This window comes from Glaciecola sp. G7-5 (assembly GCF_055808975.1).
The window spans coordinates 3,496,547-3,511,783 of the sequence record NZ_CM147892.1; the positions used below are offsets into that span (position 1 = coordinate 3,496,547).

The window sequence follows — 15,237 nt, forward strand, 5'->3', positions numbered from 1 at the left end:
TATACTTAAGAAAAAGACAACAAGTGAATATCAAACCGTTTTAATATTAACGCCAGCACGTAAAGACAAAAAATTGACACTATTGAGCCAGCAAAAAGCGCCATCCAAAAACCTACTCGGTCTATCAAGAGAGGAAAAATCAAAAACAAAGGAAGCGAAGGTAGCACATACCAAAATGTGTATCGCATGTGACTAGCAATCTTTGCATTGGGTTGATTTTCTAAATAGAGCCAAATTATTGCCAAGATCGTGACAGTTGGTAATGCGACAAGCAATGCGCCGAACTTATCATTGCGCTTAGCGACTTCAGACACCGCTACAATTATTCCCGCTGTAACAAGATACTTTGTAATCAACCAACCCATATGTTGACCTTTTAAATTAAAACCGATTACCTATCGGTTTTTGTTCTGGCAGTATATACGCTTCATGAAAAATAGGAAAGGCACTTTATGTTCCTCGGTGAATTGGAAAAACAGGTGTTGCAATATTTGTGGACATCGCCTGGTGTTGACGTTAAACGCGTGCATGCTGAACTATCTAAACAACGTGATAGTTCTCTTAATACAGTGCAGAGTGCCCTTGAGCGCCTTTTTAAAAAAGGTCTATTGAGGCGCGAAAAGCAAGGGCACGCCTACTTGTATTTTGCACAGATTGAAAGAGGAGATTTAATTGCTAAGTTGATTGATAGTGTCGCCAGTGATTTCGTCTGTAAAGGTGAAAGCAGCATGGTCGCAGCTTTTTCATCCGTATCCAGTGAAATGGACGAAGCACAATTGGATCAATTAGAGAAATTAATCGAACTTCAACGAAAGCAATTAAAAAAAGGAACTAACAGTGCTGATAAGTGATGCTGCTGTCATCATGAACCTTATTACGATTGCATTGCTTGGATTTTTAGTGAGTGCACTTTTGTTGTCTGTAGCCTGGCAAATAGTAGGCAAATCTGTTGATGCTTACTCCGTTCAATCACAAAAAATGTTAATTTTGATATGGGTGTCAGGCCCATAGATTTTGGGTTTAATGACGATGCTTTTTTTTAGTCCACTTTTCGAGAACACAGCTATTTATAGGTGGGTTGATAGCGTAGCTCATTGGCATCACTTGTACGTTTTTCAGTTAGACAGTTGGCATGGAATCACCATTATTCTGTTTTCGTTGTTCAGCCTGGCACTAATAGTGATTAGAGGAGCAGGGCTATATAGACAAGGTAATGCGCTGTTAACGTTGAACCATTTTTCAAACAATGTGCATGGCTCAAAGAGCTATCCAGGCGTCCAAATCATTGATAGCGATATCCCTACTGCGTTTACATCAGGCTTCTTCCGCCCCCTTTGTTATGTATCAAAAGGGTTGATAGACAATCTTACCGATAACGAATTTAATATTGTTGTTAAGCACGAACTTGCCCACGCCCGCAATAAAGATCCCTTGTCAAAAATCTTGATTGCTTTTCTTTCAGCCTATTACCCAAAGAAATTGGCACAACGTTTTAATGCAAAGTATGCGCTGATAACTGAATTTATTGCAGACCAATCAACTGCAACGGTGCACGAAGCCGAGGATGTAGCAGCAACATTGGTAAAGGTTGCTAGGTTACAGAAAGCTTTTCCACAACGTCAATCAAACACTACTCTTAGTTATTTCGGATCACATGATATAACTCACCGAGTACAGCAACTATTAACACCCACAAAAAAATCGATACCCGTCATGGTACCCATCGCATTTATGTCGGTAATGCTATGTTTAACCATCTTCGCTGTGGATGCAACTCACCATTTAGTCGAATCTATCTTTACTCATTCATAAGGACTCCCCATGCAACGCTCGCTCACTTTTTTCACGACATTAAAACCGATTGCAGGTCGGTTTTTAAGCCAAGATGTTAGGCAGTTTGGACTGTATATTGTTGCTGTACTAACCATGTTCCCACTTTTCGTTAATGCACAAGAGGTAGAAGCAAAAGAAGCGTTGAATTTGTCTCAAGCGATCAGCTTTGCTTTAGCAGAGCACCCTGAAATGAGTGTGTTTGGACATCAGCGCAAGGCGCTTGATGCAAAAGTAAAACAGGCAGCTGTGCTACCAAGGCCTACAATCGACTTTACCATTGAGGATGCAATGGGTACAGGTACTCACAGTAATTTTGGCGCAGCACAAAGTACTTTGAGTATTGCATGGGTGCTTGAACAACGTGCAATTGAGAAACGTGTAGATGCGGCAGCGAATGCCGTTACGCAAATCGATTTTGACATTGAGATAAAGGCACTTGATATCTCTGCATATACGGCAAAGCTGTTTATTGAATCCTTGATATTAGAGCAGCGCTTACAACTTGCGGAACTGGCAGAACAACAGGCTGATAGTGCGCTATCTGCGATAAGACGTAGGGTTGAAGCAGGAAAAAGCTTGTCGATTGAACAATTGCAATCAAAAGCAGAGTTAGTGCGTCGAAGTCTGGAGGTAGAAGACTTGGAGCATGAGCTTGAGGCGAGTCGTTATCAGTTGGTGGCACAGTGGGGCGGTGAGGTTAATGATTATGTGCCTCAAGGTGAATTGCTTAATATCCCTGTCGTCAAAGATTTACCCTCGCAATTAGCAAAACTACAAGCTCATCCTGCAATTTTAGCGTTTGCTAACAAACAACGTGTTGCCCAGTCACAGATTGAGCTAGCACGCATTGAAGCGAGCCCCAAGTGGCAAGTATCAGCAGGCATAAGACGCTACGAAGCTACCGATGATTTCGGATTAGTCGCAGGTATCTCTATTCCGTTTGGCAATGACTCACGAAGCTTAGGCGAAGTACAAGTTATTCAAGCTCAGCAAGCCGAATATCAAAGCCAAGCTGATGTTTTGGCCAGAAAGCTCAACACGCAGCTGTTTGTGTTGCTGCAAAACATGAAACACAGCAAGCATGTTATTGATACGCTCACCGAGCAAGTGATCCCCTTGCTCGAAAAAGCAACCGAGGAGGCCAGTAAAGCATACGATATTGGTCGCCTCGGTTATTTAGAGTGGACGTCAATTCGACAAGAGTTACTCAGTACGAAAGCACAGTTACTGGATGCCTATCAGGCGATACATCTTCAACATATCGAAATTCAGCGCCTTACCGGCACAAGCCTTTCTAATTAAGTGAGAAACGAATGAATAACCGACTCTTTATTTTTTTATTTTTATGTCAGCTTGGAGCAGCAAGTGCAGTAGTGCCTAGCAGCGCTCTAGCTGAGTCTACTGAAACAGCTGTAGAGGTCGAGCCTGAGAAAGGCCCACATCGCGGAAGAATGCTGCGAGATGGCGACTTTGCCATTGAACTTTCCATCTTTGAAACAGGCGTTCCACCAGAGTTTAGGGTTTGGGTGACTAATGAAGAAAACCCCGTTCCTCCTGAGCAAGTGGAATTAAACATCAAATTAATTCGCTTAGGAGAGCAAATAGATGACATTAACTTCAAAGCGGAAGGCGATTATTTGCGTGGAGATACCGTTATTTATGAACCTCATTCTTTTGTGGTTTCTGTGGCCGCTCGTTATCAAGGAAAAACCTATACGTGGGAATATGACAATTTTGAAGGCCGCACGTTGATTGAATAAAAAGTAGCAGAAGCGATGGAGATTGATACGGAATTTGTCGGTGCAGCAACATTACATAAAACCATCAAAGTGTATGGCAAGCTTGTATTACCAGCTAATGCTAAGCGTCAAATCAAAGCGCGTTTTGAAGGGGAAATCAAACAAGTGCATGTTGCTCTTGGAGATGTTGTCAAAAAGGGACAATTGTTAATTACTATCGAAAGTAACGAGAGCTTACAATCTAATCAAATTAAAGCGCCAATCGCAGGGGTAATAACCGAGCAAAAAGCGAATACCGGCGAACAGTCGGGTCAGCGAGTGCTGCTTGAAATCACTCAGTCTAATAAATTGCTTGCAGAGCTTGCTGTATTCCCAATGGATGTGGCTTCCATAAGACAATCACCGCCCGTTACAGTTATGGTTAATGGTCACAATGCGACAATTGACACTGCTATCAGTGGTAATCGTCTAGGAATGAGAGATGATCAAGCTCGCCTATTTCTTGCAGACGTAGACAACTCTAGCGGGCAATTAACAGAAGGTATGTTCGTTTCCGCGCTAATAGAAATCGAAACTTTTGAGGTTCCCTTAGCCGTTAAGCGAGTTGGCCTTCAGGCTTTCAGAGACTTTACGGTAGTTTACGCCAAAGTAGGGGAGCAATACGAAGTCAGAATGTTGGAGCTAGGTCGTGAGGCTGGTGAATGGGTTGAGGTACTTAGCGGCATTGATGCCGGCACTGAATACGTCACCAACAATAGTTACATCATCAAAGCCGATATTGAAAAATCCGGCGCATCACACGACCACTAGGAGCGCCATATGTTAGATTTTATACTTCGCTTTTCCATTAAGCGCAGCATGCTTGTTATGGCGCTGGTTGTGGCAGTGTCAGCGCTTGGCTTATGGAATTTCACCAAGTTACCGATTGATGCTGTTCCAGACATTACCAACGTGCAGGTAATGATCAATACTGATGCGCCAGGTTATACGCCGCTGGAAGTTGAGCAGCGTATTTCATATCCGCTGGAAACCGCACTAGCAGGCTTGCCAAATTTAGAAGGCACTCGGTCAGTTTCTCTATACGGATTATCACAAGTCGTTGCCGTATTCAGTGACAACACCGATGTGTACTTTGCGCGTCAACTGGTAAATGAAAGACTCTCTGGTGCCAAATCAGAGCTACCCGTTGGCCTTGAGCCACAATTGGGTCCTATTGCCACCGGACTTGGCGAAATATTTATGTTTACTGTTGATGCTAAGCCTGGTGCGACAGATAAAGATGGAAACTTGAAAACGCCCATGGAGCTGCGCTCAGTACACGATTGGGTTATTCGCCCTCAGTTAATGCGTGTGCCGGGGGTGGTTGAGGTCAACCCGATTGGTGGTTTTGAGCGAGAGTTGGTTGTCGCCTTCGAGCCTGAAAAATTGCTGACATACGGCGTTACGCAAGCTGATTTAGTTAACGCTATTGAAAACAATAATATAAACCAAGGCGCCGGCTTTATCGAAAAGAGCGGTGCACAATGGTTGATTCGGATCCCAGGACAAATTGAAAACCTTGAAGCGCTTGCTAATACCGTAGTGAAAACTACAGACGGTGCGAGTGTGCGCATCAGTGATGTTGCAAGCGTGGTTGAAGGTCATGGACTTCGCACAGGTGCGGCAACGCAAGATGGCCGCGAAGTAGTGATGAGCACGGTGTTTATGTTGATTGGCGAGAACAGCCGAACAGTCGCATTTGCGGTTGGTGAGAAGCTCAAAGAAATCAATATGTCACTCCCAGAAGGTATCGTAGCCACGGCTGTTTACGATCGGACAAAGCTTGTTGACCAAACGCTTAACACCGTTAAGACCAACTTAGTCGAAGGTGCTTTGCTTGTCATCGTCATTTTGTTTTTATTGCTAGGAAACTTTAGAGCTGCGCTTTTAACTGCCTTGGTGATCCCCTTTGCTATGCTACTGACCATCACCGGCATGGTACAAACTAAGGTTAGTGCAAATTTAATGAGTTTAGGCGCACTCGATTTTGGTCTGCTTGTGGATGGCGCCATCATTATTGTTGAGAACTGCTTGCGTAGGTTAAGCCAAGCCAGTCCAAGTGGTCAACAATTAGCTTTAAAGCACCGATTGGAAATTGTCTTTACTGCAACGAAAGAAGTAATACGCCCTGCATTATTTGGCGTTTTTATTATCACCGCCGTATATCTACCTATTTTCGCGCTTGAAGGTGTGGAAGGGAAGATGTTTCACCCAATGGCACTGACTGTCGTTATCGCGTTGTTATGTGCCATGGTGTTATCCATTACATTTGTGCCTGCTGCAACTGCTTTGTTGTTTAAAAAACCGGTCAAAGAAAGACGTAATTTCATCATGATGGGAGCTACATTTCTTTACCGGCCTTCTCTTCAGTGGGTTATGAAGGCGAGATGGTTTGTTGTGCTTTTTGCTGTCGCGCTAGTGAGCATAATGAGTTACCAAGCCACCAAACTAGGCAGTGAATTTGTGCCCAATTTGGATGAAGGGGATATTGCAATGCACGCACTTCGCATTCCCGGTACATCTTTAAGCTAAGCAGTTGCCCTGCAAGAAAGTTTAGAAGCGCGCATTATGGAAATGCCTGAAGTTGAAAGAGTGTTCGCAAAAATAGGTACCGCCGATGTTGCTACAGACGCCGTTCCGCCCAGTGTTGCCGATAATTTCATTATTATGAAACCACGCGAGCAGTGGCCAAATCCAAAGAAAACAAAAGCGCAAATTGTTGAAGATCTGGCAGCATTGGTGGAACCCATTCCAGGTAATCGCTATGAATTCTTACAACCCATACAAATGCGCTTTAATGAGTTGTTGTCGGTGGTGAGAGCAGAATTAGCAATCAAAGTGTTCGGTGATGATTTTGAGATATTGGATTCGGTAGGCAATGATATCCAAAGTGCTATCGGCAGCGTAGAAGGTATTGCCGATATTCAGATGGAGCAAACTACAGGATTGCCTATGCTTACTATTGTTCCAAAGCTGGAAAAATTGGCACAATACGGTATTTCAAAAGCGTTGATTCAAGAACAGTTAGCAACGTCATTGGGCGGACGAGTAGCGGGTAAATTTTACGAAGGCGATGCTAGAGCAGATATTGTGGTCCGTTTGCAAGAGACTATGCGCAACGACGTTGATGCCCTGGATCGCTTACCTATTCACTTACCCGATGGGCACTATGTACCTTTGCAAGAATTAGCAAATATTGAGATGGTGTTAGGTGCAAATCAGGTTAACAGGGAGAATGGTAAACGCCGTGTTGTAGTAACAGCAAACGTTCGCGGTAGAGACCTAGGCAGTTTTGTTGCGGATATAAAAACGCAAATTCAGAGTAATGTAGACATTCCAGCAGGCTATTGGCTTGAGTATGGTGGCACGTATCAAAAATTACAATCGGCCTCACAGCGTCTATCTATAGTGGTTCCGGTTACACTAGTATTGATCCTTGGCTTGCTAATATTAGCGCTGGGCTCATTTAAAGATGCCATGATCATATTCACGGGCGTACCTCTTGCACTGACCGGCGGTATAGCGGCGTTAATGCTTAGAGATATTCCATTCTCAATATCAGCCGCGGTCGGTTTTATTGCACTGTCAGGCATAGCGATCCTGAATGGCTTGGTCATGGTTTCGTTTATTCGCGATCTGAGAAAACAAAATATGTCCCTAGAGCAGGCGATATTTGACGGCGCAATCACGCGTTTACGACCAGTTATTACGACTGCGCTCGTTGCTTCATTAGGATTTGTGCCCATGGCGCTAAACACCGGAATGGGCTCAGAAGTTCAGCGTCCATTAGCCTCGGTCGTTATCGGAGGCATCATATCCTCAACGCTATTGACACTATTTGTCATACCCGCCCTTTATCGAATATTACATAAAGACAACATACCAACCGAGGAAAAGGCGCCAGCTCATGCGAACTAGTATCAGACATATCTTCGCGCTGTTTTTAGGGCTGCTGTTGTTGAGTATATCACTAGGCGCTTTAGCGCATGGCGTTGATGACGATACCCGTTTGTTCTTGGAACAAAATACCGGGACGCAATTTTTCCCGTTTATTTATATCGGTGCCAAACACATGTTCACAGGCTATGATCACATTCTATTTTTGGTCGGCGTCATATTTTTCCTATACCGAAGCCGCGATGTATTGCTGTATGTCAGTATGTTTACGATAGGCCACAGCATTACCTTACTTTGGGGAGTGCTGGGTGATATACAAGTTAATCCCTATTTAATCGATGCCATTATTGGATTCTCGGTGGTGTACAAAGGCTTCGATAATTTGGGTGGGTTTAAACGTTTATTTGGCAAGCAGCCGAGCACTAAATTGGCGGTGCTTATATTTGGCTTGTTCCATGGCTTTGGTTTAGCAAGCAAATTGCAAGAATTTGAACTGCCTTCTGAGGGCCTAGTTGCCAATATGATTGCCTTTAATATTGGTGTCGAATTAGGACAATTCATGGCATTGGCCTTCATTGTTATCGCAATTAACTTCTGGCGAAAGCTCCCTTCATTCGAGCGTTTTTCAACGCTTACAAACACGATGTTAATGAGCGCTGGATTGATGCTGATGGGGCTTCAATTAACCGGTTGTTATTTATACTAATTTGAACGAGAGATTGAAATGACACAACATGTAGTAAGTACAAAAACATTAGTAAAGTCGACTATTTTCGCCACCATCATCGCAGCTGTGGTGTTTGTGTGTTTTATTCTGCCAGCAGAATACAACATCGATCCGACACATATCGGTCATAGACTAGGTTTAACCGCTCTAGCGCATCATGACGATGAATTAACAGACACAGGATCAAGCTCTGTCGCTACTGAACAGGGGCAGGAGGTGATTGAAGTAATCGTCCCTGCTGGGAAAGGCATTGAATACAAATTCCAGATGAGCCGGTACGATAAAATGACCTATGAATGGCTAACGGATGGCGAGCCACTCTATTTTGATTTGCACGGAGAGCCAGAAGGAGATACCACAGGTTATTTTGAAAGCTATGCAATAGCCACGTTAGCTGAAATGAAAGGCAGTTTTACGGCTCCTTTTGATGGCTCACATGGTTGGTATTGGAAGAATACGAGCGACCAGCCCGTTGCTATCCAATTAATTGCTGAAGGGCAATACACCGTTATTGGATTAAAACAGTAGATAATATATAGGACCGCAACATGAAAATTATTCTTCGTACATTAGCGCTTATTATATTTTTTGGACAAAGCGCAGCATTCGCTCACGAAGGGCACAATGACATTACACAGGAAACTGCGATAAATATTGCCATGAAGTCCGTGCAACAACTCACCTTTAAGGATTTTGGATATGAGGTAGGAAAGCTCGACAAAAGTTGGAAATCCTTATCAAAAGACGATGTTAAAATCAGCGACGTGTTGGACACAGGTTTTATTATCAGCGCTACTAATTCAACCACACAAAAAGTCATTTATTTTGAAATTGCGAAGAACGGCAAAGTTCTAGGAGTCAACGATGGCAATTAATGCATAAGCGCAATTGAGTAACTAACGATAAAGCAGTCGTTTAAACCTAGTTCAGACATGATCTGGCTAGTACCGAATCTACTTATGATTGGCGCAAGTGCTTAAGTCTTGTCTTTAGCAATCTAGGATTATTAAGTAACAAGAGTGGGCATCGACGTTATAAAGCGATGCCCTTTTATTTTTCAACTACTTTCTTTTTTCAACGATGATAAGTTGTGCAACCACTCTCGAATTTTCAGGTATTGATTCAAATGTAACGCTGAAAATAGCTTTGTTCGAATGTCTAGTTTTATGATGTCTACCGTTCTCAACTCTTCTTTTATATGCCGTATCCTTTTGATATAGCACCTCCCCATTATTCGCTATGACAGAAATCCTGACATTCCCATTCAGCTTTTTTGTGTGGGTGAGTGATTGTATTTCACCCCATACGTGCCAGATTTCTGCACGTTGATAAACATTCACATAGCGAATTGTTATTGTTTCATTTGGTAAGTTTACTATTTCAGTTTGTCTGGGGGAAGGGGAGGTGCTGCACGCCAAAACAGGCATCGTTAGGACTATTAAGAGTGCCCATCTTGTCAATGTATATGATTTTTTCATAATTTACTTTCCTTTCAAAAGATAAAGTAATTATTATTAAAAAGCCTCGCGCCTTGTCGACCCGAGGCTTCCTGACTACTTCATTTTTTTAGCATGCGCCATTCGGTACAGCACCGGTAGCACGATAAGGGTGAGTAAAGTCGATGAGACAATCCCGCCAATAACGACAGTAGCGAGCGGTCTTTGCACTTCAGCACCCGTTCCGACATTCAGCGCCATAGGAATAAAGCCTAAGCTAGCGACAAGCGCCGTCATCAACACAGGGCGAAGCCTAGTAATTGCTCCTTCTACAATCGATACAATTAAATCACCGTTCTCCTCTAATTGTTGCTTGATGAACGATAACATTACCAATCCATTGAGTACCGCAATGCCAGACAACGCGATAAAGCCCACGCCAGCGGATATGGAAAGCGGCATATCCCGAAACCACAGCGCAAACACCCCGCCTGTCAGCGCCAATGGCACACCTGTGAATATAATTAATGCATCGCGAAACGAGCCAAATACCACGACCAACAATACCAAGATTACAAACAAGGTGGCGGGCACCACCAATGATAAGCGTTGACTGGCACTTTCTAATTGCTCAAAAGTGCCGCCGTAGTCCAACCAATAACCTGCCGGTAAATCTACTTGCTGCGCTATTTGCAGCTTGGCGTCATTCACGAAACTACCGAGGTCACGCTCTCGCACGTTCGCTGTCACCACCACTCTGCGTTTTCCATTCTCACGACTAATTTGATTGGGAACAGAAGAAAAGCCTAAGTCAGCGACTTCAGACAAAGGCACAAAGTCCCCATCCGGTGTTGCAATTGGGATATTACCAATTGCATCTAAGTTACTCCGCGTGGCTTCATCAAAGCGCACCAGAAGCTCAAATCGTCGGTCACCCTCAAAGATTAGTCCCGCTGTATTACCGCCAATCGCTGACGATAGCCACTCTTGTAAATCTCTTATATCCAATCCATAGCGTGCCAATGCTATAGGTTTGGGATTGATAGTGAAAAGCGGAATATCGTCTACTTGTTCAATTCGCGCGTCAGCCACTCCTTCTATGGATTGCAGCACCTTGAGAATATCGTTTGCAGAACTGACGAGTGTATTTAAGTCATCGCCAAATATCTTTATCCCTAAATCAGAGCGCACGCCACTGATCAGCTCATTGAAGCGCATTTGGATTGGTTGCGTGAATTCGTAGTTATTGCCTGCAACACCTTGTAATTCCTGCTCAAGTGTTTCAACAAAGTCAGACTTCGATTGAGTTGGATCGGGCCATTCATCTCGCGGGTGTAACATCACAAAAGTATCAGTCACATTTGGTGGCATCGCGTCTGTAGCGACCTCTGCGGTGCCCGTTTTCGCGAACACGGTTTTCACTTGAGGATACGTCATTAGCTTTGCTTCAAGCGTTTTTTGCATCGCTACCGCTTGCTCAATACCTGTGCCAGGGATACGCATGGCATGCAGTGCAATATCGCCCTCATCAAGCTGAGGAATAAACTCCGTGCCTAATCTGGTCGCCAGTAAAACACTGACCACCACTAAAGACGCGGCACCTACTACCACAAACCACCTCAGTTTTAGGGCGACGTGTAAAACGGGTCGATAAAGAGACTTACCCGCCACGATAATAGGACTTTCTTTCTCACTCACTTTTCCATTCATGAACATGGCAACCGCTGCTGGCACAATCGTGATTGAGAAGAGCATCGCCGCTAATAGCGCCATGATGACTGTGGCCGCCATCGGGTGGAACATTTTACCTTCAACCCCCGTCAGGGAGAATAAGGGGATATACACCACGGTGATAATGAGCACACCAAACAAGCTGGGGCGTATTACCTCATTAGTGGCTTGGAAGACGAGTTCAAGACGGTCTTTCAATGGCAGCACCGTGCCAGTGCGTTTTTGCGACTCAGATAAGCGTCGTATACAGTTTTCAACAATAATGACGGCACCATCCACTATCAGGCCGAAATCCAGTGCTCCCAAACTCATCAAATTGGCAGACACACCATAATTGACCATACCTGTGATGGTGGCAAGCATGGCAAGTGGAATGACGGCAGCGGTTATTAAGGCTGCTCTTATATTACCCAGCAGCACAAATAGCACCACAATGACTAATAGTGCACCCTCTACGAGGTTTTTTTGTACGGTACTGATTGCTTTGTCGACAAGTTGGGTTCGGTCGTATACCGGGTCAATGATAATACCATCAGGTAGGCTAGATTGTATTTCAGCGACTTTTTGCGATACCGCTTGTGCGACTGCGCGAGAATTACCACCAACAATCATCATGGCAGTACCCAGAACAGTCTCTCGTCCCTCTTGCGTTGCTGCCCCTGTTCTTAGCTCTTTTCCAATCGCCACACTACCAATATCTTTAACCATGACAGGTATAGTATTCACCCGTTTAACCACCACGTTTTCGATATCGTAAATAGTTTGCAGTTGCCCCTGTGAGCGTATCAGTATTTGTTGCCCATTACGCTCGACAAATCCTGCTCCTTGATTGGCATTGTTGCGCTCTAAAGCTTGGTGGATATCTGGCAAACTTACACCAAAGTTAAGCATCTTAAGCGGCTCTGGATTAACGTGATATTGCTTTACATACCCGCCAATGGCATTAACCTCTGTCACTCCTTTTACGAGCGCAAGTTGTGGTTTGACAATCCAGTCATGTACTTCTCGCAGTGCCATGGAGTTGTAGGGTTCACCGTTTGCTTGGAGCGCATCAACTTGTGCGCGGATGGTATACATGAATATCTCACCTAGGCCTGTGGCGATAGGTCCCATTTCAGGCTCTAAGCCTTGCGGTAACTGACTCTTAATCGCCCCCAGTTTGGTGTTGATAAGATTACGCGCAAAATACAAGTCCGTCCCTTCATCAAATACCACCGTGACTTGTGACAGGCCATAGCGTGACAATGAGCGTGTATAGGAAAGGTTAGGTAAGCCTGCAAGCGCAGTCTCAACCACAAACGTAATGCGCTGCTCAGTTTCAAGGGGTGAATAACCTTTTGCTTGGGTGTTAATTTGCACCTGTACGTTGGTAATATCAGGAACGGCATCAATCGGCAATTTGTTGTAGCTATAAAAACCTGCCGCCATAACGAGGAAGGTCATCATTAGCACGAGTCCACGTCGTTGTATGGACAGTTTTAGTATTGATTCAATCATCTAGTTACCTCACATATAAAAGCGTGAGTAGAAAGTGCTGTTAGGCAATGGTGTATAGATAGATTAATGATCATGTCCAGCCTCCGATTTTTCCAAATCAGCTTTGAACAAAAAGCTATTGCTGACGACTACTGTATCCGACAATGACAGACCGCTTAGGACTTCGACGTTATTGCTATCTTGCTTACCCAATGTGACGGGGGCTGGGTGATATTCATCGCCTTCTTTCACAAAAACGACAGTTTTACCTTCGTATTCTTGTAGCGCAGCTTTAGGCACAAGCATATCGACATCAATCGTATTGATTGCGATATCACCTGTCAAAGCAGCACCAACCGGCCAATGTCCAGAAATGTTATTCACTTTTGCATAGGCAAGCACATAGGGTTGCTCTTCAGGAGACGGTAGGATGTGGCTAATGACACTTTCTACCTTGGCACCTGACAAGCTAAGCGTGACCGCTTGCTGCTCTGCGATTACACGTAATTGATTGGGAAAAATCTTTAGCTGTGCCCATACACCATCGTAATTGGCAATAGAGAATAACACCTGCCCGTTGGATAGCTCACCTTCATTCGCGTGTCTGGCAATCACCGTACCAGAAAACGGCGTGGTAACAGAGTAGCTCTTTAAGCTCTCATTAGATTCAATGATGGCAACTGTCGCGCCTTTTTTTACTTTGCTGCCCAAATTGGCATTAACCTGTGTAATGATGCCATCGAATCTAGCGCGAATATGACTAAGTGAAGCGGGGTCGGTGATCACATTTCCATAAACGGTTTTCGTAATGTTTAAAGTTCCACCTGACACCACTTCGGTAGTAACACCGACTTCATTTGCAATAGCTTGTGTCATGACGACAAATTCATCGTTATGTGTTTTTTCATCTCCGTGGTCATCTTCACCACTAAAGGCTACAAATGGTAGGAATAACGCCACTATTATCATGGCTTGTTTCATTGGGGAAAAGATAAAGTTAATCATTAATTGTCTATTCATTGCGTTTTACTCGGTGAAGAATGTAATAAAGAAGATGATGTCGATAAGGACATTGGCGTGGATGTTAGCGACTCGATGTCAGCTGCTCGCTGATGAGCTAGCCGAGCTGATTGAATGAGGGCTTGTTTAGCACTGAGTAGCTCTTGGCTCGTACTTACCCATTCAAGGAAGCTATAACGTCCATCAAGATAAGCCTGTTCTACTAGCGACGATGCCTCTTCAAGCGGCGGTATTATTGCACTTTGTAAGGTTTGTACATTGAGTAAAGCATTGTCCCGTGCCATCAATGCGGTATTAAGTTGGTGATAGAGCGTTAACCTTGCACCTTGCTGTTGTTGCTCCAACAGCCCCAACATTGCTTGTTGCTTTTCGAACTCGCCTAAATTTCGGTCGCCTGCAAATAATGGCATACTCACACCTGCCACAAAGGCCGTTTCATCAATACCGTTCATGCGACGAATACCCGCTGTCCAACTTAAATCAGCTTGATTAGCGGCTTGGCTTAGTCGCACTTGCGCTTCTTGCAGTCTCGTTTCTTGTGTATAAATATCGATATTGGGACTGTTAACCACTTGCTCAAATAAGACTGACAATGAAGGCGACGGTGATAAGGCAAACAAGTCACCTTCTACTTGATTAAAACGTGGGAATTGCTCCCCCCACATTATGGCTAAGCTTTTAATTAGGCCTTTCAATGTTTGCTCAGCGGTTAGTACATCGAGTCTGGCACGAGCCAGTGATGCACTTGCACGCTGCTGCTCAAAAGCTGGGGAGGCTCCGGCTTCGACGCGTTTCGTGACCGACTGATAGGTGTACATTGCTAAGGATTGGGCATCTTTATACGCATCAATCATGGCTTGTTGTGCTAATACATCAATGTAACGTCGCGTAACCTCAGCCAGAATATCCAAGGTGCGAATTTGCTTTTGTGCCTCAATCACCTGTGATTTGGCACTCGTAAATGAGGAGCGTGCACTTAACTTGTCGCCAAACTCGATGACGGATGACAGCGTGAGGGTGATTTCAGTGTCTTTTATCCCTGACACTTCCCCTGTTCCCAAAAAGTTTTCGAGCTCAATACCAGCCAGTAATTCTGGTTTAAGCGCAGCTGTTTTTAGCTCACCCTCTACTGCTTTTTGTTTAAAAGTGAATTCATGTAAGAAAGGTGCATTTGCTAAGGTGCGTTTTATGGCACTTTCTAAATTTATTTGTTTAACGTCACTGTTGTCTACTTGCGCTCGCGCAAGCGACCCGCCAACAGCGGCAACAGTGAATATTGCCCAAGCGCTAATGCGCATTGAGCATTTCAATGAGGAAAATATCATTGTTTACATCCTAA

General features: G+C 44.2%; 12 protein-coding genes and 2 pseudogenes. 9 read left to right on the plus strand and 5 right to left on the minus strand.

The window, feature by feature from the left end; genetic code table 11:
* Positions 1–5: 5 nt before the first annotated feature.
* On the minus strand, positions 6–365 hold the full coding sequence (locus tag AC0L6H_RS15360; protein WP_473389989.1) for a DUF3147 family protein: 360 nt from the start codon (positions 363–365) through the stop codon (positions 6–8).
* 87 nt (positions 366–452) lie between these two features.
* On the opposite strand from AC0L6H_RS15360, the gene AC0L6H_RS15365 reads away from it, so the two are divergent.
* From AC0L6H_RS15365 to AC0L6H_RS15405, 9 genes and pseudogenes are all read left to right on the plus strand, one after another.
* Complete coding sequence (locus tag AC0L6H_RS15365; RefSeq protein WP_473389990.1) at positions 453–851, plus strand: BlaI/MecI/CopY family transcriptional regulator; 399 nt, start codon at positions 453–455, stop codon at positions 849–851.
* The gene (locus tag AC0L6H_RS15370; RefSeq protein ID WP_473389992.1) at positions 838–1,011 is read left to right on the plus strand and encodes a hypothetical protein; all 174 of its coding nucleotides are present in this window, start codon (positions 838–840) and stop codon (positions 1,009–1,011) included. Before AC0L6H_RS15365 ends, AC0L6H_RS15370 begins: the two co-directional genes overlap by 14 nt.
* 12 nt (positions 1,012–1,023) lie before the next feature.
* On the plus strand, positions 1,024–1,812 hold the full coding sequence (locus AC0L6H_RS15375; RefSeq protein WP_473389993.1) for a M56 family metallopeptidase: 789 nt from the start codon (positions 1,024–1,026) through the stop codon (positions 1,810–1,812).
* A gap of 9 nt (positions 1,813–1,821) precedes the next feature.
* Positions 1,822–3,135: a TolC family protein gene (locus AC0L6H_RS15380; RefSeq protein ID WP_473389994.1), complete on the plus strand. Its 1,314-nt coding sequence runs from the start codon at positions 1,822–1,824 to the stop codon at positions 3,133–3,135.
* An 11-nt stretch (positions 3,136–3,146) separates the two neighbouring features.
* Positions 3,147–4,382: pseudogene (locus AC0L6H_RS15385) on the plus strand (efflux RND transporter periplasmic adaptor subunit).
* A 9-nt stretch (positions 4,383–4,391) separates the two neighbouring features.
* Positions 4,392–7,529: pseudogene (locus tag AC0L6H_RS15390) on the plus strand (efflux RND transporter permease subunit).
* Positions 7,519–8,214, plus strand: coding sequence for a HupE/UreJ family protein (locus AC0L6H_RS15395; RefSeq protein WP_473389996.1), 696 nt, complete (start codon positions 7,519–7,521; stop codon positions 8,212–8,214). Before AC0L6H_RS15390 ends, AC0L6H_RS15395 begins: the two are co-directional and overlap by 11 nt.
* Before the next feature lie 18 nt (positions 8,215–8,232).
* Entirely contained in the window at positions 8,233–8,763 is a 531-nt protein-coding gene (locus AC0L6H_RS15400) for a hypothetical protein (RefSeq protein WP_411694612.1), read from the plus strand.
* 20 nt (positions 8,764–8,783) lie between these two features.
* Positions 8,784–9,110: a DUF6488 family protein gene (locus AC0L6H_RS15405; protein ID WP_473389997.1), complete on the plus strand. Its 327-nt coding sequence runs from the start codon at positions 8,784–8,786 to the stop codon at positions 9,108–9,110.
* Between the two features lie 186 nt (positions 9,111–9,296).
* Here the strand turns inward: AC0L6H_RS15405 and AC0L6H_RS15410 are convergent, their stop codons facing one another.
* The 4 genes from AC0L6H_RS15410 to AC0L6H_RS15425 form a co-directional block, all read right to left on the minus strand.
* A complete protein-coding gene (locus tag AC0L6H_RS15410; protein ID WP_412971010.1) occupies positions 9,297–9,713 on the minus strand; it encodes a hypothetical protein in 417 nt (138 codons plus the stop codon).
* 75 nt (positions 9,714–9,788) lie between these two features.
* Positions 9,789–12,899 (minus strand): efflux RND transporter permease subunit, encoded by a 3,111-nt coding sequence (locus AC0L6H_RS15415; RefSeq protein ID WP_473389999.1) that lies wholly within the window; start codon positions 12,897–12,899, stop codon positions 9,789–9,791.
* Positions 12,900–12,962: 63 nt separating this feature from the next.
* The gene (locus AC0L6H_RS15420) at positions 12,963–13,898 is read right to left on the minus strand and encodes an efflux RND transporter periplasmic adaptor subunit (protein WP_473390001.1); all 936 of its coding nucleotides are present in this window, start codon (positions 13,896–13,898) and stop codon (positions 12,963–12,965) included.
* Positions 13,895–15,223, minus strand: a complete 1,329-nt coding sequence (locus AC0L6H_RS15425) for a TolC family protein (protein WP_473390002.1) — start codon at positions 15,221–15,223, stop codon at positions 13,895–13,897. The genes AC0L6H_RS15420 and AC0L6H_RS15425 overlap by 4 nt, the downstream gene beginning before the upstream one ends.
* Between the last annotated feature and the right edge of the window lie 14 nt (positions 15,224–15,237).